19 protein-coding genes are annotated in these 22,353 nt (G+C 72.0%); 12 read left to right on the top strand and 7 right to left on the bottom strand.

Annotated features, from left to right (window positions below; genetic code table 11):
• Positions 1-13 precede the first annotated feature (13 nt).
• The 4 genes from ABZS51_RS21215 (at position 14) to ABZS51_RS21200 (ending at position 3,355) form a co-directional block, all read left to right on the top strand.
• On the top strand, positions 14-517 hold the full coding sequence (locus tag ABZS51_RS21215) for a GyrI-like domain-containing protein (RefSeq protein ID WP_355443531.1): 504 nt from the start codon (positions 14-16) through the stop codon (positions 515-517).
• A 147-nt stretch (positions 518-664) separates the two neighbouring features.
• Positions 665-1,576 (top strand): NAD(P)-dependent oxidoreductase, encoded by a 912-nt coding sequence (locus tag ABZS51_RS21210; RefSeq protein ID WP_355443528.1) that lies wholly within the window; start codon positions 665-667, stop codon positions 1,574-1,576.
• On the top strand, positions 1,573-2,496 hold the full coding sequence (locus ABZS51_RS21205; protein ID WP_355443525.1) for an RNA polymerase sigma-70 factor: 924 nt from the start codon (positions 1,573-1,575) through the stop codon (positions 2,494-2,496). The genes ABZS51_RS21210 and ABZS51_RS21205 overlap by 4 nt, the downstream gene beginning before the upstream one ends.
• 19 nt (positions 2,497-2,515) lie before the next feature.
• A complete protein-coding gene (locus tag ABZS51_RS21200) occupies positions 2,516-3,355 on the top strand; it encodes an NAD(P)H-binding protein (RefSeq protein WP_355443522.1) in 840 nt (279 codons plus the stop codon).
• A 150-nt stretch (positions 3,356-3,505) separates the two neighbouring features.
• Here the strand turns inward: ABZS51_RS21200 and ABZS51_RS21195 are convergent, their stop codons facing one another.
• The 4 genes from ABZS51_RS21195 to ABZS51_RS21180 are packed head-to-tail and all read right to left on the bottom strand — an operon-like array spanning position 3,506 to position 8,370.
• The gene (locus ABZS51_RS21195; RefSeq protein WP_355443519.1) at positions 3,506-5,251 is read right to left on the bottom strand and encodes a phospho-sugar mutase; all 1,746 of its coding nucleotides are present in this window, start codon (positions 5,249-5,251) and stop codon (positions 3,506-3,508) included.
• Positions 5,248-6,051 (bottom strand): purine-nucleoside phosphorylase, encoded by an 804-nt coding sequence (locus ABZS51_RS21190; RefSeq protein WP_355443516.1) that lies wholly within the window; start codon positions 6,049-6,051, stop codon positions 5,248-5,250. The genes ABZS51_RS21195 and ABZS51_RS21190 overlap by 4 nt, the downstream gene beginning before the upstream one ends.
• A gap of 1 nt (position 6,052) precedes the next feature.
• Positions 6,053-7,393, bottom strand: a complete 1,341-nt coding sequence (locus tag ABZS51_RS21185; protein ID WP_355443513.1) for a M20/M25/M40 family metallo-hydrolase — start codon at positions 7,391-7,393, stop codon at positions 6,053-6,055.
• A complete protein-coding gene (locus tag ABZS51_RS21180) occupies positions 7,390-8,370 on the bottom strand; it encodes an Lrp/AsnC family transcriptional regulator (protein WP_355443510.1) in 981 nt (326 codons plus the stop codon). The genes ABZS51_RS21185 and ABZS51_RS21180 overlap by 4 nt, the downstream gene beginning before the upstream one ends.
• Before the next feature lie 109 nt (positions 8,371-8,479).
• Here ABZS51_RS21180 and ABZS51_RS21175 point away from each other — a divergent pair, with 109 nt between their 5' ends.
• Positions 8,480-9,781 (top strand): MFS transporter, encoded by a 1,302-nt coding sequence (locus ABZS51_RS21175; RefSeq protein WP_310708319.1) that lies wholly within the window; start codon positions 8,480-8,482, stop codon positions 9,779-9,781.
• A 1-nt stretch (position 9,782) separates the two neighbouring features.
• Here the strand turns inward: ABZS51_RS21175 and ABZS51_RS21170 are convergent, their stop codons facing one another.
• Entirely contained in the window at positions 9,783-10,235 is a 453-nt protein-coding gene (locus ABZS51_RS21170; RefSeq protein WP_355443507.1) for a gamma-glutamylcyclotransferase, read from the bottom strand.
• 72 nt (positions 10,236-10,307) lie between these two features.
• On the opposite strand from ABZS51_RS21170, the gene ABZS51_RS21165 reads away from it, so the two are divergent.
• Complete coding sequence (locus ABZS51_RS21165; RefSeq protein ID WP_310708317.1) at positions 10,308-11,702, top strand: NAD(P)H-quinone dehydrogenase; 1,395 nt, start codon at positions 10,308-10,310, stop codon at positions 11,700-11,702.
• On the opposite strand, the gene ABZS51_RS21160 is transcribed toward ABZS51_RS21165, so the two are convergent.
• Positions 11,699-12,874 carry an aminotransferase class I/II-fold pyridoxal phosphate-dependent enzyme gene (locus ABZS51_RS21160; RefSeq protein ID WP_355443504.1) on the bottom strand — a complete coding sequence of 392 codons (1,176 nt, stop codon included), beginning with the start codon at positions 12,872-12,874 and terminating at the stop codon, positions 11,699-11,701. The two genes, ABZS51_RS21165 and ABZS51_RS21160, sit on opposite strands and share 4 nt — an antisense overlap.
• Positions 12,871-13,350 carry a DinB family protein gene (locus tag ABZS51_RS21155; RefSeq protein WP_355443501.1) on the bottom strand — a complete coding sequence of 160 codons (480 nt, stop codon included), beginning with the start codon at positions 13,348-13,350 and terminating at the stop codon, positions 12,871-12,873. Before ABZS51_RS21155 ends, ABZS51_RS21160 begins: the two co-directional genes overlap by 4 nt.
• Before the next feature lie 83 nt (positions 13,351-13,433).
• Here ABZS51_RS21155 and ABZS51_RS21150 point away from each other — a divergent pair, with 83 nt between their 5' ends.
• The 6 genes from ABZS51_RS21150 (at position 13,434) to ABZS51_RS21125 (ending at position 22,318) form a co-directional block, all read left to right on the top strand.
• A complete protein-coding gene (locus ABZS51_RS21150) occupies positions 13,434-13,985 on the top strand; it encodes an ABATE domain-containing protein (RefSeq protein WP_355443498.1) in 552 nt (183 codons plus the stop codon).
• 127 nt (positions 13,986-14,112) lie between these two features.
• Positions 14,113-16,410: a TIM-barrel domain-containing protein gene (locus ABZS51_RS21145; protein ID WP_355443495.1), complete on the top strand. Its 2,298-nt coding sequence runs from the start codon at positions 14,113-14,115 to the stop codon at positions 16,408-16,410.
• The gene (locus tag ABZS51_RS21140) at positions 16,407-17,720 is read left to right on the top strand and encodes an extracellular solute-binding protein (RefSeq protein ID WP_355443492.1); all 1,314 of its coding nucleotides are present in this window, start codon (positions 16,407-16,409) and stop codon (positions 17,718-17,720) included. The genes ABZS51_RS21145 and ABZS51_RS21140 overlap by 4 nt, the downstream gene beginning before the upstream one ends.
• Positions 17,721-18,584 carry a sugar ABC transporter permease gene (locus ABZS51_RS21135; RefSeq protein WP_310708311.1) on the top strand — a complete coding sequence of 288 codons (864 nt, stop codon included), beginning with the start codon at positions 17,721-17,723 and terminating at the stop codon, positions 18,582-18,584.
• Positions 18,581-19,405 carry a carbohydrate ABC transporter permease gene (locus tag ABZS51_RS21130; protein WP_310708310.1) on the top strand — a complete coding sequence of 275 codons (825 nt, stop codon included), beginning with the start codon at positions 18,581-18,583 and terminating at the stop codon, positions 19,403-19,405. The genes ABZS51_RS21135 and ABZS51_RS21130 overlap by 4 nt, the downstream gene beginning before the upstream one ends.
• Positions 19,406-19,426: 21 nt before the next feature.
• Entirely contained in the window at positions 19,427-22,318 is a 2,892-nt protein-coding gene (locus ABZS51_RS21125; protein ID WP_355443489.1) for a glycoside hydrolase family 3 C-terminal domain-containing protein, read from the top strand.
• Positions 22,319-22,353 lie beyond the last annotated feature (35 nt).

The following is a 22,353-nucleotide window of genomic DNA, read 5'->3' as shown; positions in this document are numbered from 1 at the left end:
GAAGGAGGAACCCATGACCATGCCCCACATCGTGGACCATCCCGACCGTCCCTACGTCGGCGTGATCAGGACCATCACCATGACGACCTTCGGCGAGGTGGCCGACCGCATCCCCGAGCTGATCGCCTGGCTGGGACGGCAGGGCCTCGCCCTGGCCGGCGCCCCGTTCCTCAGGTACCGGGTGATCGAGATGGCCGCCGACCGCCTGGAGGTGGAGGCGGGCGTGCCGATCGCCCGGCCCGTGGACGGGGCCCTGGCGGAGGAGGCCGGCTTCTTCGCCGCCGCGCTCCCGGCCGGGCGCTACGCCACGGTCACCCACCACGGGCACCCCGACCGCCTGGCCGGCGTCATCGGCGACCTGCTGGCTTGGGCGGACAAGGAGGGCCTGACGTGGGACCTCGCGGAGCGCGACGGTGTCGAGCGCTGGGGCTGCCGCCTGGAGCTCTACGAGACCGACCCGCGCGTCGAGCCCGACCCGGCGAACTGGGACACCACGCTGGAGTTCCGCCTCGCCTGAGCGCCACCACGGCACCCGCCCGCCCGCACCGGTGATCGAGGTCACGTCCCCCGGTCCGCCGGCTCGCCCGCCCGCCATGTCACAGGCGGGCGGGCTGTCTCGTCTCGGGTGACGGAGACAGACATGCGCGTCGGGAAGGTGATGGTCATGCGAGTGTTCGTGGCCGGCGGGGCCGGAGTGTTGGGGCGGCGGCTGCTGCCGCGGCTCGTGGCGCGGGGCCACGAGGTGACGGCGACCACGACCAGCCCGGCAAGGCTCAGCCTGCTGAAGCGGCTGGGCGCCGAGGCGGTCGTGATGGACGGGCTGGACGCGCGCTCGGTCGGTGAGGCGGTGGCCCATGCCCGTCCGGACGTGATCGTGCACCAGATGACGGCTATTTCCGGCAAGCCCGATATCAAGCACTTCGACCGCTGGTTCGCCGTCACCAACCGGCTGCGCACCGAGGGGACGGACCACCTGCTGGCCGCCGCCGAGGCGACCGGGGTGTCGCACGTCGTCGCGCAGGGCTACGCCTCCTGGAACGGCATCCGCCAGGGCGGATGGATCAAGACCGAGGAGGACCCGCTGGACCCCACCAGCACCGGCCAGGGGGCGCGGGCGATCCGGCACCTGGAGGACGTGGTGGTCAAGGCCGGGGGCGCGGTCCTGCGCTACGGCTCGTTCTACGGGCCGGGCGCCACGGACGACCAGGTCGAGCTGGTGCGCAGGCGGCAGTACCCGGTGATCGGCGACGGCGGCGGTTACAGCTCGTGGGTGCACCTGGACGACGCGGCCGGCGCCACCGTGCTGGCGGTGGAGCAGCGGGTCAAGGGCGTGTTCAACATCGTGGACGACGAGCCGGCCCCGGCCCGCGATTGGCTGCCCCATCTGGCGGTGTGCGCCGGGGCGAAGCCGCCCATGCGGATCCCCGTCTGGCTGGCCCGGCTGCTGGCCGGCCCGACGGCGGTCGCGATGATGACCGAGGGGCGCGGCTTCTCCAACGCCAAGGCCAAGCGCGAGCTCGGCTGGGAGCTGCGCCACCCGTCCTGGCGGCAGGGGTTCGAGGAGGAGCTGGCATGAGCAGGGCGCAGGAGTTCCAGGAGCTGCGGCCGTTGCTGTTCTCGATCGCCTACCGGATTCTCGGCAGCGTGAGCGAGGCGGAGGACGCGGTGCAGGAGACCTGGCTGCGCTACGCGTCCTCCGCGACCCGGCCCGCCTCGGTCAAGGCGTTCCTGTCGGCCACGGTGTCGCGGATCGCGATCGACGTGCTGCGCTCGGCGCGCGTGCGGCGGGAGGAGTACGCCGGGCAGTGGTTCCCCGAGCCGCTGCTGGCCGACCCGTACGAGGACCCGGAGCGGTCGGCGGAGCTGGCCGACTCGGTGTCGATGGCGGCCCTGCTGCTGCTGGAGCGGCTCAGCCCGCTGGAGCGGGCGGTCTTCGTGCTGCGGGAGGTGTTCGGGTTCGGCTTCGCGGAGGTCGCCTCGGCGGTGGGCCGCTCGGAGGCGGCGTGCCGCCAGCTCGCGGTGCGGGCCCGCCGCCACATGGACGCCGGACGCGCCCGGTTCGCGGCGGATCGCCGCGAGCGGGAGGAGCTCGCCGGACGGTTCTTCGACGCCTTCCAGAAAGGGGACGTCGACGGGCTGCGGGAGCTGCTGGCCGCCGACGTGCAGATGGCCGGCGACAGCGGCGGCAAGGCCCCGCTGTGGGGCAAGGGCGTCTTCGGCGCCGAGAACGTCGCCCGGACGCTGGCCTCGATCGTCGCGCCGTTCCTGCGGATCGGCGGCACGGTGGAGCCGCACGAGATGAACGGCCAGCCGGGCGCGATCTTCCGCGACCGCGACGGCAAGGTCGTCAACGCCCTGGCGCTCGACGTCCTGGACGGGCGGGTCCAGATGATCCGTGCCGTGATCAACCCCGACAAGCTGCGGCACCTGGGCCCGGTGGCGGATGCCTGGGCGGTCGTCCGCGAGGCCAACCAGGCCCGCCGGCCCATTCGATGACGAACAGGAGATCCTCACCATGATTCTGGTAACCGGTGGCACCGGCAACGTCGGCGCCGAGGTCGTCCGCCGGCTCCTCGACGCGGGCGAGAAGGTACGCGTCATGAGCCGCGACCCCGCCGCCCGCTCCTTCCCGGCGGACGCCGAGGTCCTGCCCGGCGACCTGACCCGGCCGGAGACCCTGACGCGGGCGCTGTCCGGCGTCGAGCGGGCGTTCCTGTTCCCCGTCTTCACCGGGGTCGGCGGATTCCTCGACGCGGCCCGGGACGCCGGTCTGCGGCACGTCGTGCTGCTGTCCTCGCAGACCGTCACGTTCTCCACGCCCGGGTGGATCGGGGAGCAGCACCTGCGGCTGGAACGGGCCGTCGAGGCGTCAGGGTTGCCGTGGACGTTCGTGCGCCCCGGCGCGTTCATGACCAACGACCTCGTCTGGGCGCCCCAGATCCGCGACGACGGGGTCGTCCGCGGTATACACGGCGAGTCCGCCCTGGCGCCCGTCGATCCGCGCGACATCGCCGCGGTCGCCGTGCGCGCCCTCCTCGACCGGCGTACCGGCGAGTCGTTCCTCCTGACCGGGCCCCAGGCGTTGACCCAGATCGAGCGCGTGCGGATCATCGCGGAGACGATCGGGCGGCCGCTGCGGTTCGAGGAGCTGCCCCGCGCGGAGTTCCGGGAGCGGATGCTGCGCCACGGGATGCCCGCACCGGTGGTCGACGAGCTCATCGACGGGTTCGCCGCGAGAGTCGGCGAGCCGGAGGAGGTGGTGCCGACGGTCGAGGAGGTCACCGGGCGGCCGGCGTTCACCTACGCCCAATGGGTGACCCACCGCGCGGCGGCGTTCGGCGCGACACCGGCCTGACACCGCCCGACCCCGACCGCCCCGGCCGGGCGTCCCAGGGGCGCGCGGCCGGGGTGCGGGGCGTCCGGCCGGGCGTCTCAGGGGCGCGCGGCCGGGGAGTGGCACGTCCGTCCGGCCGGGTGCGACGGTCGCCCGGCCGATCCGCGGACGTCAGTGCAGGTCGAGGGCCTTCGTCAGGTCGGCCCTGAGGGCGTCGAGGGCGCGGGCGGCTTCGGCGCGGGCCGTCGGTACGTCGTCCGTGACCGGGACCACCACCTCCAGGTAGCACTTGAGCTTGGGCTCCGTGCCGGAGGGGCGCACCACGACGCGGGCGCCGCCCGACAGCGTGTAGCGCAGGCCGTCGGTCGGCGGCAGGCCGCCGTCGCCGCGGCTCAGGTCGTCGGCCCGCTCGACCGTGCGTCCGCCAAGCGTGGCCGGAGGGTGGGTCCGGAGGCGGGCCATGGCGCCGGCGATCAGCGACAGGTCCTCGACCCGGGCCGAGAGCTGGGCCGTGGCGTGCAGGCCGTAGCGGCGGGCCTGGTCGTCCAGGAGGTCGAGGAGCGTGCGGCCGTCGCGCCGGGCCGCCGCGGCGATGGCCGCGACCGTGAGCGCGGCGCCGATGCCGTCCTTGTCGCGCACCGGCAGCCCCGCGCCGGACCCGACGCTGTAGCCGATGGCCTCCTCGTAGCCGAAGACCAGTCCCGGCCCCGCCTTGATGATCCACTTGAAGCCGGTCAGGGTCTCGCCGTAGCGGACGCCGTGGGCACGGGCGATCTTGCTCAGCAGGGTGGAGGAGACGATCGTGGTGGCCACCATGCGGTCGCCCGTGGTGTGGGTGATCACGTGTTCGGCCAGCAGCCCGCCCACCTCGTCGCCCGTCAGCATGCGCACCGAGCCGCCGGGCAGCGGGACGCCCACCGCGCACCGGTCGGCGTCGGGGTCGTTGGCCAGCACCAGGTCGGCCTCCATGCGCGCCGCCAGCGCGGACGCGAGGTCCATCGCGCCGGGCTCCTCCGGGTTGGGGAAGGCGACCGTGGGGAAGCCGGGGTCGGCGTTGCGCTGCTCCTCGACGGCCGTCGGGCTCTCGAATCCCGCCCGCAGGAAAGCGTCGGTCAGCGTGCCGCCGCCGACCCCGTGCAGCGGCGTGTACGCCACCCGCAGCTCACGGGCGTCGCCGAGGGGCAGGGCGGTGATCGCGTCGATGTAGTCGTCGACGATGTCCTCGCCCAGCTCCGTCAGCGTGCCCGGCGAGCCGAGCGGCAGCTCGTCGACGCGGCCCACGGCGTCGATCGCGGCGGAGATCTCGCTGTCGATCGGCGGGGTGATCTGCGAGCCGTCGCCCCAGTAGACCTTGTAGCCGTTGTCGCGGGGCGGGTTGTGGCTGGCCGTGACCATGACGCCGGCGTCGGCCTCCAGGTGGAGCACGGAGAAGGCGAGCACCGGGGTGGGCAGCGGGCAGGGCAGGATCGAGGCGTGCACGCCCGCGCCGGTCAGCACGGCCGCCGTGTCGCGGGCGAACACGTCGGAGTTGTGCCGGGCGTCGTAGCCGATGACCACGTGCCTGCCGGGGCCGAGCACGGCGGCCAGGCCGGCGGCGGCGCGCATGACGGTGACCCGGTTCATGCGGTTGGGGCCCGCGCCGAGCTCGCCCCGCAGCCCCGCCGTGCCGAACTCCAGCTTGCGCCCGAACCGGTCGAGCAGCGCCTCGGAGTCGCCCGAGTCGAGGAGGGCCGACAGCTCGGCCCGGGTCTCGGGGTCGGGGTCCTGGAGCAGCCACGCGCGGGCGGCCGCCACGAGGTCCTGGCCGGCGACCGGATCCGGCCCGGCGGCGGGACGCGGGGTCGTGCCCGGCTCCGGGGCCGGGCGCGGGTCCGAGGTGGGGCGGGGGCCGGGTGTCATGCGCGGGTCCGATGTCATAGCCGGTCGACGACCTTGGCGAGCAGGACGCCCATGCGGGCGGCCGTGGCGCGGCCGACCTCCAGGACCTCCTTGTGGTCGAGCACCTGGTCCGACAGGCCCGCGGCCGGGTTGGTGACCAGGGAGACGCCGAGCACCTCCAGCCCGGCCTCCCGCGCGGCGATGGCCTCCAGCACCGTGGACATGCCGATGAGGTCGCCACCGAGCGTGCGCAGCATGCGGATCTCTGCCGGCGTCTCGTAGGTGGGGCCGCGGAAGGCGACGTAGACACCCTCCGCGATGGACGGGTCCACCTCGTGGACGAGCGCCCGCAGCCGCCTGGAGTAGACCTCGGACAGGTCGATGAAGGTGGTGCCGGTGATCGGGTTGGCGCCCGTCAGGTTGATGTGGTCGCTGATCAGCACCGGGTCGCCCACCTGCTGCGTCTCGGGGCGCAGGCCGCCGGCGGCGTTGGTGAGGACGACCGTCCGGACGCCCGCCGCGGCGGCGGTGCGCACGCCGTGGACCACAGCGTCGACCGGCCGCCCCTCGTAGAGGTGGGTGCGGCCGAGGAGGACGAGCGCGTGCCGGCCGGCGCCGGTGCGGACGACGCGGATCCTGCCGCCGTGTCCGGCCACGGCCGGGGCCGCGAAACCGGGCAGGTCGGTGAGCGGGATCTCCGCCACGACCTCCCCGAGCGCGTCGGCGGCCGGGACCCAGCCGGAGCCCATCACGAGCGCCACGTCGAAGCTGTCGAGGCCGCTCGCCGCCTTCAGCGCCGCGGCGGCCTCATCGGCCAGTTTGTACGGGTCGTTGGTCACCTCAGTAGTTTAGGAGCAGCCTGTCGAGCACCCGCACGCCGAACTGGAGCGCGTCCACCGGCACCCGCTCGTCCACGCCGTGGAACATCGACGCGAAGTCCATGTCGCCGGGCAGCCGCAGCGGCACGAAGCCGAACCCGCGCACCCCCAGGTCGGCGAAGAAGGTCTTGTTGTCGGTGCCGCCCGACATGCAGTACGGCACCGCCCGCGCCGTCGGGTCCTCGGCCTTCAGGGCCGCGATCATCGACTCGACCAGGGCGCCGTCGAACGACGTCTCCAGCGCGATGTCGTGGTGGACGAACTCCCGGCGCACCTTCGGGCCGATGAGCTCGTCGATGGTCTTGAAGAACTCGTCCTCGTGGCCGGGCAGGAAGCGGCCGTCGATGACGGCGCTCGCCTGGCCGGGGATCACGTTGGACTTGTAGCCGGCGTCGAGCTGGGTGGGGTTGGCGGTGTGGTTGAGAGTGGCGCCGACGAAGCGGACCAGTGGCCCGATCTTGTCGAGGACGGGCGCGGGGTCGTTCTCGTCGAAGGGGATGCCGAAGGCGGCGGCGACCTCGGTGAGGAACGTGCGGACGGTCGGGGTGAGCGTGATGGGCCACTCGTGGGCGCCGACCCGGGCGACGGCCTTGGCGATCTCGGTGACGGCGTTGTCGGGGTTGAGCATGGAGCCGTGCCCGGCGGTGCCGTCGGCGATCAGCCGCATCCAGCCGAGGCCCTTCTGGGCCGTCTCGATGAGGTAGAGCCGCAGCGACGGGTCCACTTCCAGGGAGTACCCGCCGACCTCGCTGATGGCCTCGGTGACGCCCTCGAACAGCTCGGGGTGGTGCTTGGTGAGGTGCTTGGCGCCGTACACGCCGCCGGCCTCCTCGTCGGCGACCCAGGCGAAGACCAGGTCGCGGCGCGGACGGCGGCCGTCGCGGGTGAGCTGGCGCAGGACGGCGAGCATCATCGCGTCCATGTCCTTCATGTCCACGGCGCCGCGGCCCCAGATGTAGCCGTCGCGGACCTCGCCGCCGAAGGGGTCCACGGACCAGTCGGCCGCGTTGGCGGGCACCACGTCCAGGTGGCCGTGCACGAGCAGCGCGGGCAGCGACGGGTCGGTGCCCTCCACACGGGTGATCACGTTGCCGCGGCCGGGCTCGCTCTCGATGTAGGCGGCCTCGATGCCGACCTCGGCCAGCCGGGCCATGACCGCCTCGGCGGCCGCGCGCTCCCCGGGACCGCTGCCGTCGCCGTAGTTGCTGCTGTCGATCCGGATCAGCTCGGAGCAGAGCTCGGCGACCTCGTTCTCGGCGGGAGTGGCGGCAGGAGTGGCGGCGGGAGTCTCGGCGGGAGTCATGGTGTCCTTTCCAGGGTGAGAAGGCCGGACTTGCGGAGGTGGCCGCGCTTGTAGGCGCGGGTGATGAGGGTGACGTCGGTGCCGGTGACCTCGTCGAGGCCGCCGACGACACCCGTGAGCAGACGGTAGAGGGCGGCCTCGTGGGCCACCGCCACCTGCACGATGAGGGAGTGGGTGCCCGCCGTCGCGGCGCAGTAACGCACGTGGGGGTGGGCGGCCAGGGTGCGGCCGACCGCGTCCAGCCCGCCCGGGCGGACCTTGAGCCAGAGCTGGGCCTCCACCTCCAGGTCGAGCAGGGCCGGCTCGGCCTCGGCGCGCAGCAGCAGGAGCCGGCGTTCGAGGAGCGAGGCGACGCGCCGCCGGGCGGTGGGGACGGAGACGTCGAGCCGTTCGGCGATGGCGGTGAAGGCGATGCGGCCGTCGGTGACGAGCAGCGCGGCGATCTCCTGCTCCAGGGGCGACATGCCGTCCTCGTCGGGCAGCGGGTGGCTCGCGGCGGCCGGGCGCAGCTCGGCCACCTCCTGCTCGGTGAGGTACGGCGCGTGCCACTCGGCCACGGTCCGGAACGTGTGCAGCACGACCTGGGTCTGCGTCTGGAGGACGCCGTCGATCTCGGGCACCTGCGCGGAGATGATGTCGTGCAGCGCCTCGCGCGACGGCGACACGAGCTCGCAGCCGATGTCGGCGACGCCGGTGAGCGAGTAGACCGAGCGGGTGTCCGGCCGGTCGGCCAGCGACTTGGCGACGGACGCGGCCGTGCCGGGACGGACCTGGACGTGCAGGTGAACGGGGCGCCCGTGGCCGGAGCGGAGGTCGTCGTAGATCGCGGTGACGCGTATCGCGCCGTCGGAGATCAGGCGTTGCAGCCGGCGCGCGACCGTGCGCTCGTGCTCGCCGACCGCCCTGCCGATCTCACCCCACGTGGCGCGCGGGCTGACCTGGAGGGCGGCGACCAGCCTTCGGTCGAGAACGTCCACTCAGAGCCGTTTCTGTGTCGGGTTTGTAAATATATGCCTTGCTATTTGACTGTTTCGGTCGTCCAATTGCACAGTAAGCCATACCGCACCTTTCAGCAAAGGAGCCCCTGTGGCGACCTCCCCCGTTGCGCCGTCCCCTGTCGGCATCCCCCGAAGCCGCGTCCGTCAGCTCATGGCGGCCAGCGTCGGGAACGTCGTCGAGTGGTTCGACTGGTACACCTACAGCTTCCTGGCGATCTACTTCTCCAAGCAGATCTTCCCGGACACGGGCGACTCGCTCGTCCCCCTGCTCAGCAGCTTCGCCGTCTTCGCCGTCGGCTTCTTCATGCGCCCGCTGGGCGGGCTGGTCGTGGGCGCCTTCGCCGACCGGTTCGGCCGCAAGGCCGCCATGACGTTCACGATCATCCTGATGGGCGCCGGGTCGCTGCTGCTGGCGGTCACGCCGACGTACGCCGCGGCCGGACTGCTCGCGCCGATCATCCTGGTGCTCGCGCGGCTCATCCAGGGACTGTCGGTCGGCGGCGAGTTCGCCGCCGCCACCACGTTCCTCGTGGAGTCGGCGCCTCCCGGCCGCCGCGGCCTGTTCTCCAGCTTCCAGTACGTCAGCACCACGATCGGCCAGCTCCTGGCCTCCGGTCTGGCCGCCGTGCTCGCCAACGTGCTCAGCGACGGCGACATGAACTCGTACGGCTGGCGCATCCCGTTCGTGATCGGCGCCGTCATCAGCCTCGTGGGCCTGTGGATCCGCAAGGGCGCCGAGGAGACCAGCACGGTCGCCGAGGACATCCGTCAGGGCAGGGTCGAGCGGCCGAAGATGTTCGAGTTCCTGCTCCGTTACCCGACCAAGGCGGCGCTGATCGTCGGCATCACGGTCGCGGGCACCGTCTCCTACTACACCTGGACGACGTTCCTGCCCACCTACGCCCAGCTCACCGTGAAGTTCGACAAGGCGGCATCGCTGGAGGTCGGCACGATCTCGCTGCTCTTCTTCATGATCCTGCAGCCGCTGCTCGGCATGCTGTCGGACAAGGTCGGCCGCAGGCCGATGCTCATCACCTTCGGTCTGGGCTTCCTCATCCTGCCGGTGCCGCTGCTCGGCATGCTGTCGAACTCGTTCGCCAGCCTGCTGCTCATCCAGTGCCTCGGGATGGTCTTCCTCGCCTGCTACACGTCGATCGCGGCCGCGATCAACTCCGAGCTCTTCCCGACCCGGGTGCGCGCGGCCGGCGTGGGCTTCCCGTACTCGCTGACCGTCGCGATCTTCGGCGGCACGGCGCCGCTTATCGGCACGGCGCTGCAGGACGCCAAGGCGATGTACCTCTTCCCGTGGTACGTCTCGGCGCTGGCGCTGGTCTCCACCTGCGTGTACGTGTTCGCGCTGAAGGAGACGAAGGACCAGCCGCTCGCCTAGCTCAGCTGCCGAGGGACTTGCAGGGGCGGCCGCGGAGCCCCTTGACGTAGTCGTCGGGGGCGCCCGCCCGCTCCGCCGCGTCGGCCAGGATGCCGAGGTAGCGGGCGGAGGGCAGGCCGCCCTCGTAGCCGTTGAGGACGTAGAACCAGGGCACCAGGTCGCCGTCCAGGGTCTGCACCCGCAGCCGTACCTTGTGGTACAGGCCACGGACCGCGCCCTCCCACTGGTCGAGCGAGGTCTCGTCCACCTCGGGCACGTCGTACAGGACGACGAAGACGTGCTCGTCGGGGTCCTCGACGATGGTGGACAGCGCGCCTTCCCAGCCGATGTCCTCACCGCCGAACGTCAGTCGCCAGCCCTGCAGCCAGCCGACGCCCCGGATCGGAGAGTGCGGGGCGCGCATGGCCATCTGCTCGGGGTCCATGTTGCTGCCGTAGGCGGCGTAGACAGGCACAGCTGACAAGGGTAGCGCGGTGAGGACCGCCCCGTTCGTCGGCGGGCCGGACGATGCGGGAGAATGGTACACGTGACGAAGATCGTGATCATCGGCGGCGGACCAGGCGGATACGAGTCGGCCCTCGTGGCCGCGCAACTAGGCGCGCAGGTCACGATGGTCGAGCAGGACGGCCCGGGCGGCGCCTGCGTGCTGACCGACTGCGTGCCGTCCAAGACGCTGATCGCGACCTCCGTCCGCAAACAGGCCCTGCTCGACGCCCCGTCGCTGGGCGTGGGCTTCTCCGGCGGCGGCGACGGCGACATCGGCGCGGCGACCGTGGACCTGCCGCTGGTCAACAAACGCGTCAAGGAGCTGGCCCAGGCGCAGTCGGCCGACATCGCGGCGCGCGTCGCCGCCGAGGGCGTCGAGATCGTCAAGGCGCGCGGCAGGCTCGTCGACCCGCAGGTGGTCAAGGCGGGCGACCGCACGATCCGGGCCGACGTGGTGCTCGTCGCCACCGGCGCCACCCCGCGCGTCCTGCCGGGCGCCGAGCCCGACGGCGAGCGCATTCTCACCTGGCGCCAGCTCTACGACCTGGAGGAGCTGCCCGAGCACCTCATCGTGGTCGGCTCCGGCGTCACCGGCGCGGAGTTCGCGGGCGCCTACCGCTCGCTCGGCGCCGAGGTCACGCTCGTCTCCAGCCGCGACCGCATGATGCCCAACGAGGACGCCGACGGCGCCGAGGTGCTCGAAGAGGTCTACCGCCGCCGCGGCATGAACGTCATGGGCCGCTCGCGCGCCGCCTCCGTCAAGCGCACGGCCGACGGCGTCGTGGTGACGCTGGAGGACGGCCGCACCGCCGAGGGCTCCCACGCGCTCATGACGGTCGGCATGGTGCCCAACACGGGCGGCATGGGCCTGGAGGAGGCCGGGGTGCAGCTCGACCGGGGCGGCTTCGTCAAGGTCGACAAGGTCTCGCGCACCTCCGCGCCCGGCGTCTACGCCGCGGGCGACTGCACCGGCGTGCTCATGCTCGCCTCGGTGGCGGCCATGCAGGGCCGCATCGCCGTCTGGCACGCGCTCGGCGAGGCCGTCCAGCCGCTGCGGCTGGCCACCGTGGCCTCCAACATCTTCACCGACCCCGAGATCGCCGCCGTCGGCGTGGCGCAGCGGGCCATCGAGGCCGGTGAGATCGAGGCCAACGTCGTCAAGCTGCCGCTCGCGACCAACGCGCGGGCCAAGATGTCGGGCTTCAACGACGGCTTCGTCAAGCTGTTCTGCCGGCCGCACACCGGCATCGTGCTGGGCGGCGTGGTGGTGGCGCCGCGCGCGTCGGAGCTGATCCTCGCCGTGTCGGTGGCGGTCCAGCAGCGGCTGACCGTGGACCAGCTCGCGCATACGTTCGCGGTCTACCCGTCGCTGTCGGGGTCGATCACGGAGGCGGCCCGCCGGCTCATGCAGCCCGAGGCCGCCATCGGCATCTAGGCCCACAGCGAGGCGACGCGGGACAGGATCTCCTGGAGGTTGGCGGGGCTGGTCGCGAAGTTGAGCCTCGCGAACGAGGCCGTGTCGACCCCGGTGTGCTCGGAGAACTCGGCCCCCTCGCTGAGCTTCACCCCGGCCCGGCGCTCCAGCAGGGCGCCGGGACCGCCGTCGGCCGGCGGCATGCCGGCGAAGTCGAGCCAGGCGAGGTACGTCGCCTCCGGGGTGTGGTGGCGCAGGTCCCACGGCGAGGCCGCCGCCCACCGCGCGACCGCGCGCCGGTTGTCGTCGAGGGTCAGCATGAGCTGCTCCAGCCAGGCCTCCCCCTCCCGCCAGGCGGCCACGGTGGCGACCCGGCTGAGGACGCTCGGCGTGCCGAAGTAGTCCAGCGGGGCCTCGGCCAGCGACTTCCAGACGCGGTCCGGCCCGATGTGGGCGACGGCGCACCGCAGGCCGGCGATGTTGAACGCCTTGGTGGCCGACGTCGCGGTGATCGTCCGCGCCGCGGCGTCCGCGCCGAGCGAGGCGAACGGCACATGGCGGTGCGGCGAGAAGACCAGGTCGGCGTGGATCTCGTCGGCCAGGACCACCAGGTCCAGCTCCTCGGCCGCCTCGGCCAGCGGGGCGAGCTCCGCGCGCGTGAACACGCGGCCGGTCGGGTTGTGCGGGTCGACCAGGACGATCATCCTGCAGCCCTGCTCGCGCAGCCGGGCGGTCAGCCCCTCGGCCGCGAAGCCCCAGCCCGTCTCGCTCCACACCATCGGCAGGGGCACGATCCGGCGGCCCGAGCGGGCGATGCTCGCCAGGAACGGCGGGTAGGACGGCACGTGGATCGCGATGCCGTCGCCCGGATCGGTGGCGTGCTCGATCATGACCTGGAGGATCTGGATGAGGTCGGTGAACACGCGGGTCCGGCCGGGCCGCGGGGTCCATCCGTGACGGCCGGCCATCCGCTCCTCGAACGCCTCGACCACCGGATCCTGTCCGGGCCAGAACGGATACCCGAAGTCCTCGCGCTCGGTGACGCGGACGATGCTCTCGCGCACGGCGGGCGGGACCCCGAAGTCCATGTCGGCCACCCACGCGCCGATGGTGGCGGCGGGCAGCGATCCCCACTTCACGCCGTGCCCCGAGCGCAGGCGGGCGACGTCGACGGTCTCGAACGGCCCGCTCATCGGGGGAGTCCCGCCGGCTCGCCGGCCAGGAGGGCGTCGCGCAGGATCTCCATCTGGCCGTGGTGCTGCGCCAGCTCCTCGTAGACGTGGAGCAGGGCCGCGCCCTGGGTGAGCTCCCGGTCGGGGCCGAGGAAGGCGGCCGGCGGGGCGGCCCGCAGCGGCGCGTCCGGCTCGGCGGAGCGCACGTCCTCGGCGAGCTGTGCGCGCACCGCCGCCGCCCGGTCGAGCAGCGGGCGCACCGGGCCCGCGCTGCCGAACTCGGCGTCGCGGTCGCGGTCGACCGCACGCCCCGCGACCAGCGCGCCGGCCCAGTAGGAGACCACTCCGAGGCAGTGGGTGAGCAGCGCGTACGGCGAGTTGGCCCCCGGGAGGGCCGGCCTGGTGTTGGCCAGCTCGTCGCCCAGGCCGGCCACGATGCCGGTCATGCCGTCGAGGGCCCGGTTGGCGAAGTACAGGTAGTCGTCATCGGTGATCAAAGTGGCTCCTGGTCCGTGCGTCACCTGCTTGGCAGGTGACGCAAACATTGCGCCTCTCGGCCGTCACCTGTCAAGATGGTGACGTGAGCTTCGTCTTCGTCAGCGGCGACCTCGCGCTCGACCTCGCCGGCACGCTGAAGTGGCGGCGGAGCGAGCCCGAGGAGCTCCTGCGGACCCCCGCCGACCTGGCGCGATGGGCCGTCGAGGCGGGCGTGCTCACCGAGGAGCCCGCCCTCGACGTCGCGGACCTGCGCCGGCTGCGCGCGCTGCGCGAGGCGGTCTACCGGCTCGCCACCCACGGCATGCAGGGGCTGCCCTGGCCCGGCGACGACCTGCGCCTGGTCAACGAGGAGGCGGGCGGCACGCCGGCCCGGATGTCGCTGACCCCCTCCGGCGTCGCGCGGACCGGGGACGCCGGGGCCGTCGCCGCCGACGTGGCCCGCTCGGCGGTCCGGCTGCTGGGCGGGATCGACGCGCTGCGGGTCCGCGAGTGCGGCCGCGAGGCGTGCACCCGGGTCTTCGTCGACCGCTCCCGCGCCGGCAACCGGCAGTGGTGCGGCATGGAGGAGTGCGGCAACCGCGTCAAGGCGGCGAACTACCGCTCCCGCAAGAGCCGGGCGTCCACGGACCGCTGATTCGAGCAGCGGCACGCCCGGTAGTCATCCGGCGAACCGTACATTCCGGGCCCCCGAATCGTTGACGTTTGTTGGTATGGACAGCAAACTAATCCACGAGCTGGCGCAAGCCGTGGAAGGAGCCTCCATGCCGTACCGCCCCCCGCTGGTCGCGCACGAGTACTTTGTCGCCGACCCGCCCGAGCTGCCGGTGCGCGAGCACGGAGAGGGCGGCCTGTCCGCGGTGACCGCCGCCGAGCCGGTCGCCGTGGGCGAGGCGGGCGTCATGCTGAAGGCGACCACCAGCGCCGAGGAGACCCTGGTCGTGCAGGTCGGCGTGGCCGGTGAGGGGGTGATCCGGGTACGGCTGAGCGAGGACGCCGACGCCCGCCCCCGCTCCGAACGGGCCCTCACGCTCGTCACCCCCGGCACGTACGAGGGGGCCCGGGCCGAGGCGGTTCCCGGCGGCCCGATCGTCGTGGACGCCGGCTCGCTGCGGGCCGAGATCAGCCTGTCGCCGTGGCACCTGCGCTTCACCGACGCCTCCGGCCGGACCCTCGTCGAGCAGGACCGGGGCCACACCGACATCAGCGGGCGGATGCGCACACTGCCGTTCGGCCGCTCCGCCGCGGGCGGCGCGCCGGCCGCCTATCACGAGAGCTTCGGCGCGGCCCCCGACGAGGCGTTCGCCGGGTTCGGCGAGTCGTTCACGCCGCTGGACAAGCGCGGGCAGCGCCCGGTCATGTGGAACTTCGACGCCTTCGGCGCCGAGTCGCAGCGCGCGTACAAGAACGTGCCCCTGTACGTGTCGAGCAGGGGGTACGGCGTGCTGCTCGACAGCGGCGCCCCGGCGGAGTTCGACGTGTGCCAGTCCACCCACAGCGTCGTGCAGGTCCTCGTGCCCGACGACGTCCTCGACTACTACGTGCTGGCCGGGCCGACCCCGCCGGAGGTGCTCGACCGGTACGACCGGCTGACCTGCCGGCCCGCGCTGCCGCCGAAGTGGGCGTTCGGCACCTGGATCTCCTCGGGGTTCTTCGTGGACAGCCAGGAGCGGGTGCTCGCCCGGGCACGCACGATCCGGGAGCGGGGCATCCCGTGCGACGTGCTCCACCTGGACACGTACTGGCAGGCCGAGGGCCACTGGTCGGACCTGCGCTGGGACCCGGAGACGTTCCCGGACCCGGAGGCGATGCTCGCGGAGCTGGACGGCATGGGGTTCAAGGTCTGCCTCTGGATGAACCCGTACATCTCCCACCTCAGTCCCGCCTTCCTGGAAGCGGCCAACGCCGGATATTTCCTGAAAACGGCGGCGGGGGAGGCGTACGTCGCCGACTGCTGGCACGGCTCGTTCCCGCCCTGCGGCATCGTCGACTTCACCAACCCCGAGGCCGTCGCCTGGTTCCAGGGCCTGCTGCGCCCGCTCCTGCGGCAGGGCGTGCAGGCGTTCAAGACCGACTTCGCCGAGGGCGTGCCGCGCGACGCCGTCGCCTACAACGGCATGACCGGCACCGACCTGCACAACGTCTACACGCTGCTGTTCAACGACGCCGTCGCCGAGGTCACCCGCGAGGTCCACGGGCACGGTCTGGTCTGGGCGCGCTCGTCGTTCCTCGGCGGCCAGCGGCACAGCGCCCAGTGGGGCGGCGACACCTACACCAGCTACGCGGCCATGGGCAGCACGCTGCGCGGCGGTCTGGCGCACGGCCTGTCGGGCGTGCCGTTCTGGAGCCACGACGCGGGCGGCTTCACCGGCCGCCCCACCGACGACCTGTACGTGCGCTGGACCCAGTTCGGCGCGCTGTCGCCGCTGCTGCGCCTGCACGGCACGACCAGCCGCGAGCCGTGGGAGTTCCCGGCGGTCGAGAAGCACGCGGTCGAGGCGCTGCGGCTGCGCTACCGGCTCATGCCGTACCTGTACTCGGCGGCCGTCGAGGCGGCCAGGACCGGCGCGCCGATGATGCGCGCCCTGTGCGTGGACCACCCGGACGACCCGGTCGCCTGGCAGGCCGACCTGGAGTACCTGCTGGGGCGGGACCTCCTCGTCGCCCCCATGACCTCACCGGACGGCACGCGCCAGGTCTACCTGCCGCGTGGCGAGTGGGTCGACTACTGGACCGGCGAGGTGCTGGCCGGCCCCCGCTACGTCCCCGTCGCCAAGCCGCTGGAGCAGGTCCCGCTGTTCGTCCGGCACGGCGCGCTCATCCCGGTCACCGTCCCCGGTGACACGGTCGGCACGCCGGCCGAGCTCACCCTGGTCGCCTTCGGGGGCGGCGACAGCCGTACAGAGATCCACGACACCGATGGCGAGACCGTCGTCGTGGCCACCCGGGACGGCGACACGCTGCGCGTGGCCGTCACCGGACCGAAACGGATCGCCACGGTCGAGTTCGCCCCGGTGGAGGGCGCGCCCGGTCGGGCCGTCATCACTCAGGAGAGATCATGAACAAGTCGATGGGCGTCGCGGCGCTGGCCGCCGTGGCGCTGGTGCTCGCGGCCTGCGGAGGCTCGGGCGGCTCGGGCGACGGCGGCAAGAGCGCCGCGAGCGGCCAGCCGCGCGTGCTCAAGCTCTGGCACTACGAGACCGCCGACAGCGCCATGGGCAAGGCGTGGGCCGAGGCGGTCAAGCGGTTCGAGGCGTCGCACCCCGGCGTGACGGTGAAGTTCGAGGAGAAGGGCTTCGAGCAGATCCAGAAGACCGCCAGCATGGTGCTCAACTCCGACGAGGCGCCCGACGTCATGGAGTACAACAAGGGCAACGCCACCGCCGGCCTGCTGTCCAAGCAGGGGCTGCTGGCCGACCTGAGCGAGCAGGCCACCAAGCGCGGCTGGGACAAGCTGCTGCCGGGCGGCCTCCAGGTGACCGCGAAGTACGACGACCGGGGCGTCATGGGCTCCGGCAAGTGGTACGGCGTGCCGAACTACGGCGAGTTCGTGATGGTCTACTACAACAAGGAGCTGTTCGACAAGCACGGCGTCAAGGTGCCCACCACGTTCGACGAGCTCACGGCGGCCCTGGACACATTCGTCAAGGCCGGCGTGACGCCCATCGCCACGGCCGGCGCCGAGTACCCCGCCCAGCAGATCTTCTACCAGCTCGCGCTGACCAAGGCGCAGCGGCCGTGGGTTGACGCCTTCCAGTCGTACAAGGGCAAGGTGGACTTCCACGGGCCCGAGCTCACCTACGGCGCCCAGACCCTGGCCGACTGGGTGAAGAAGGGCTACCTCGACAAGAACTCGGCCGGGCTCAAGGCCGAGGACATGGGCGTGGCCTTCATGAAGGGCACGTACCCCATGATGATCAGCGGGAGCTGGTGGTACGGCCGGTTCGCCTCCGAGATCAAGAAGTTCGAGTGGGGCCACTTCCTGTTCCCCGGCGCCACCATGTCGCCCGGCTCCAGCGGCAACGTGTGGGTCGTGCCGGAGAAGTCGGAGAACAAGGACCTCGCCTACGACTTCATCGACATCACGATGAGCAAGGACATCCAGAACCTGCTCGGCAACTCCGGCGGCGTCCCGGTGGCCGCCGACCCCGCCGCGATCACCGACCCGAAGAGCAAGGAGCTCATCGAGAGCTTCAACAAGCTCACCTCCGCCGACGGCCTGGCCTTCTACCCCGACTGGCCGGCGCCGGGCTACTACGACGTGATGGTGGCCGGCGTGCAGAACCTCGTCAACGGCAGCAAGACGCCCGCCCAGGTGCTGGACGAGCTCGCCAAGCCGTACGAGGACAACCTCGCCGACATCGGCAACTAGATGCGCGCTCGCACCAAGGGCTACTGGTGGTACCTGGTCCCCAGTCTGGTCCTGTTCCTCGCCGTGATCGTGGCGCCGTTCCTCATGAACGTCGCCACGAGCTTCACCCGCTGGTCAGGCGTGGGCACGCCGCGCTGGATCGGCCTGGACAACTACACGCGGCTGCTGGGCGACGAGCGCTTCTGGCAGTCGTTCCAGCACAACGTCGGCCTCATCGTGGCCATGGCGATCGTCCCGACGGCGCTCGGCCTGGTGCTGGCGGCCGTCCTGTTCGACTACATCGGCCGCAGGTTCGGCTCCCGCACGGCGGCCGCGCTGCGGGCCGCGTACTACCTGCCGCAGGTGCTGCCCGTGGCGGTGGCCGGAGTCGTATGGGGGTGGATGCTGCACCCGTCGTACGGCGCGGTCAACCAGATCTTCGGCCTCAAGCTGGACTGGCTCGGCGACCCCGACCTCGCGCTGGCCACGGTGATGGCCGTCATGGTGTGGTTCCAGCTCGGCTACCCCGTGGTCATCTTCATGGCCGGGCTCCAGCGGGTGGACCCGGCCCTGCACGAGGCGGCGCAGATCGACGGGGCGTCGTGGTGGCGCAGGTTCTGGCACATCACGATCCCGCAGATCCGGCCGGAGACGTTCGTGGTGCTGCTGACCTGCACGATCGCGGCGCTCAAGGTGTTCGGGCCGATCTACGTGCTCACGCGCGGCGGGCCGGGCAACGCCACGATGGTGCCGTCGTACTTCTCGTACCTGAACTTCTTCCAGAAGAGCAACGTCGGGTACGGCTCGGCCATCGCCACGGTGCTGGCCCTGATCATCATCGTGGTGACGTTCCTGTTCCTGCGTGTGCAGGAGCGTGAGCGATGAGGGCGGGGCCGGGCCGGTGGGCCGTGCTGGCGGCGCTCGTCCTGCTGGCCGCGGTCATGCTGTTCCCGTTCCTCATCGTGGCGGTCAACGCGGTCAAGTCGCCGGCGGAGTACGGCGCGGAGGGGCCGCTGAGCCTGCCGGGCGAGCTGTACCTCCAGGGCATCGCCGACTTCTGGCAGCGTGTGAACTTCGGCGGCAAGCTCTGGAACAGCTTCGTCATCAGCGCCTCGGTGGCGGTGCTCGCCGTCGTGCTGTCGGTGCTCAACGCGTACGCGCTGGGCATCGGGCGGGTGCGCGGCCGGCTGTGGATCCTCGTGCTGTTCCTCGTGGGCAACACCCTGCCGCAGGAGGCGCTGGCCTACCCCCTCTACTACCTGTCGAAGGAGGTGGGCCTCTACGACTCCAAGCTCGCGGTGATCATCGTGTTCACCGCGATCCAGGCGGCGTTCGGCACCTACCTGCTCAGCGCCGTGCTCGGCCAGTTCCCCAGGGAGATCCTGGAGGCGGCGGCCATCGACGGCGCGGGCCGCTTCCGGGCCCTGTGGCGGATCGTGGTGCCCATCAGCCGTCCCACGCTCAGCGTCCTGGTGATCTTCTTCTTCATCTGGACGTGGAACGAGTTCTTCCTGCCGCTGATCTTCCTCATCTCCAACGACAACCAGACGGTGCCCGTCGCCCTCGGCGTCCTGCAGGGCGAGAAGTACATGGACGCCACCATGTCCAGCGCCTCGGCGCTGCTCGGCATCGTCCCGGCGGTCGCGTTCTTCCTGATCTTCCAACGAACGCTCACCCGAGGCGTCACGGTCGGCGCCGTCAAGTGAGCCTCCCGCTCTGGAGAATCCATGCCCCTACGCTTACGCCGCACCCCCCTGCTGGCCGCCCTCGCGCTGGCGGCGTCGTTCCTCTCCGCGCCCGCGCAGGCGGCCGACGAGCCGCCCTTCCGTGATCCGGCCCTGCCGCTGGAGCAGCGCGTCGACGACCTGCTCGGCCGGCTCACATTGCCCGAGAAGCTGGGCCTGCTGCACCAGTCGCAGCAGGCCATCCCGCGCCTCGGCATCCCGTACCACAAGAACGGCACCGAGGCGCTGCACGGCGTCGGCTGGTCCAACGACCTCGGCGACAGCTGGAAGCAGAAGTTCGCGAGCGGCACCGTCTTCCCGCAGGCCGTCGGGCTGGCCAGCACGTGGGACCCGGAGCTGGTCAAGCGGGTCGGCGCGGCCGTGGGCGACGAGGCGCGCGGCTACAACGCCGTCAACCCGACGCTGTGGGGCCTCCAGGTGTGGGCTCCGGTCGTGGACCTGCTGCGCGACCCGCGGGCCGGCCGCAACGAGGAGGGCTACTCCGAGGACCCGCTGCTGACCGGCGCCATCTCCACCGCGTACGGCAAGGGTCTGCAGGGCGACGACCCGTTCTACCTGAAGACCGCGCCGGTGCTGAAGCACTACCTCGCCTACAACAACGAGACCAACCGCGGCGTCACCTCCTCCAACCTGACGCCCAAGCTGAGGAACGAGTACTACCAGAAGGCGTTCCGGGCCGCGATCTCGGCCGACGCCGCGACCGGCGTGATGGCCTCCTACAACCTGGTCAACGGCCGGCCCAACCACGTCAACCCCGACCTGGACGAGGTCGTCCGGTCGTGGACGGGCAAGACGCTCTACAACGTCAGCGACGCCTGGGGCCCGTACGCGCTGACCGAGCAGGAGAAGTACTACGACGACAAGGCTGAGGCGTTCGCCTCCGTGCTCAAGGCCGGCCTCGACAGCTACACCGTGGACGACAGCAACGCGGGGCCGACCGCCCAGCTCCTCTCGACCGCCCTGGACCGCGGCCTCATCACCCAGGCCGACGTGGACGACGCCGTGCGGCACGTGCTGTCGATCAGGTTCCGGCTCGGCCACTTCGACCCGGACGGCGGGCCGTACAAGAAGATCACCAAGGACGTGATCGACAGCCCCGCGCACCGGAAGCTGAACCGCGAGACCGCCGGCAAGGCGGCCGTGCTGCTGCGCAACTCCGGTGTGCTGCCACTGGCGAGCCCGAAGAGCGCCGCCGTCGTCGGCCCGCTGGCCGACCGCCTCTACCGCGACTGGTACGGCGGGCAGGCGCCCTACCAGGTGACCCCGCTCGACGGGATCAAGGAGCGCGTCGCCGACGTCACGAGTGGCGCCGGGCTGGAGCGGATCGCGCTCAAGCACCTCGGCTCCGGCAGGTACCTCACCGCCACCGGCTCCGGCCCGGACGACAACGTCGCGCTCACCGACACCGCCCCCACCTCCGCCTCGCAGTGGGACCTGACCGACTGGACCGGCGGCGTGTCCACGCTGCGCAACGCGGGCAACGGCAAGCTCCTCGGCGGCGACTGGCGCTCTCTCGACACCGACGACGCCGAGCCCGACGGCTGGTACGTCCAGCAGCAGTTCGCCCTGGAGCGGCAGGCCGACGGCTCCTACCTGATCCGCTACGCCGGCTACGAGAGCGTCGAGGGCTGGTACGGCCTGCCCGACCCGTACGTGACCGTGAACGCCGACGGCACGCCCGGCCTGGCCCCGAAGGCGCAGGCGGCCCGCTTCGCCAAGGAGGTCGTCTCCGACGGCGTCGCCGCGGCGGCCGAGCAGGCCCGCAAGGCGGAGGTGGCGGTCGTGGTGGTCGGCAGCCACCCGTTCGTGGCGGCCCGCGAGTTCCACGACCGGGACGATCTTCAGCTCGGCGAGGGGCAGCGGCGGCTGATCGAGGCGGTCCGCAAGGCCAACCCGAGGACCGTGGTCGTCCTGGAGACCAGCTACCCCGTCATCGTGGACGCGCCGACGCTGCTGTGGACCACCCACGCCGGCGCCGAGACCGGCCACGCGGTCGCCGACGTGCTCTTCGGCGACGTCAACCCGGCCGGGCGGCTCACCCAGACGTGGTACGCCACCGACAAGCTGCCGAGCATCCACGACTACGACCTGGTCAGGACCGGCATGACGTACCTGTACCAGCGGGGCCGGCCGCTCTACCCCTTCGGCCACGGCCTCAGCTACACCACCTTCGGCTACCAGGGCCTGCGCGTCCAGGGCGAGCAGGTCAGCGTCAAGGTCACCAACACCGGCAAGGTGAAGGGCGAGGAGGTCGTGCAGCTCTACACCCACCAGCGGCGCTCCCGCTTCCCGCAGCCGGTCGAGCAGTTGCGCGGCTTCCAGCGGGTCGCGCTGGGCCCCGGCGAGAGCAGGACGGTGACGTTCCCCCTGAAGCGGTCCGACCTGGCCGTGTGGGACCACACGCGCGGCCGGTGGGTCGTCGAGACGGCCGCGCACGACGTGCTCGTGGGGTCGTCGTCCGAGCAGGTCCGCGCCCGGACGACGCTCCAGGTGACCGGCGAGACCGTCCCGGTCCGGGACCTCACGCAGGCCACGCGCGCCATGGACTTCGACGGCTACTCCGGTGTGGAGTTCGCCGACGAGTCGAAGGTCCGCGGGGAGGTCGTGGCCGGCTCCGCGGGGGACTGGATCTCCTTCACCGGCTCCTCCTGGGGGGCCCGCCTCACCGCGGGCGTCGCCTCGGTGAGCGGCGGCTCCGTCGAGCTGCGGCTCGGCTCGCCCACCGGCGCCCTGCTCGGCACCGTCCAGGCGCCGGCGACCGGCGACGTCTACCGGTACGGCACGGCGAGCGCCACGGTGAAGCCCGGCAAGGGCGACCTGTACGTCGTCTTCAAGGGCGACCTGCGGCTCAGGGACCTGCGCCTCACTCGATGATTGGTTGTGAGTCCAAACTATTGACCTGACGTGAG

The sequence above is a fragment of the Nonomuraea sp. NPDC005501 genome, from assembly GCF_040605905.1.
Lineage (GTDB): Bacteria > Actinomycetota > Actinomycetes > Streptosporangiales > Streptosporangiaceae > Nonomuraea.
This window is presented reverse-complemented; position numbering and strand designations above follow the sequence as displayed.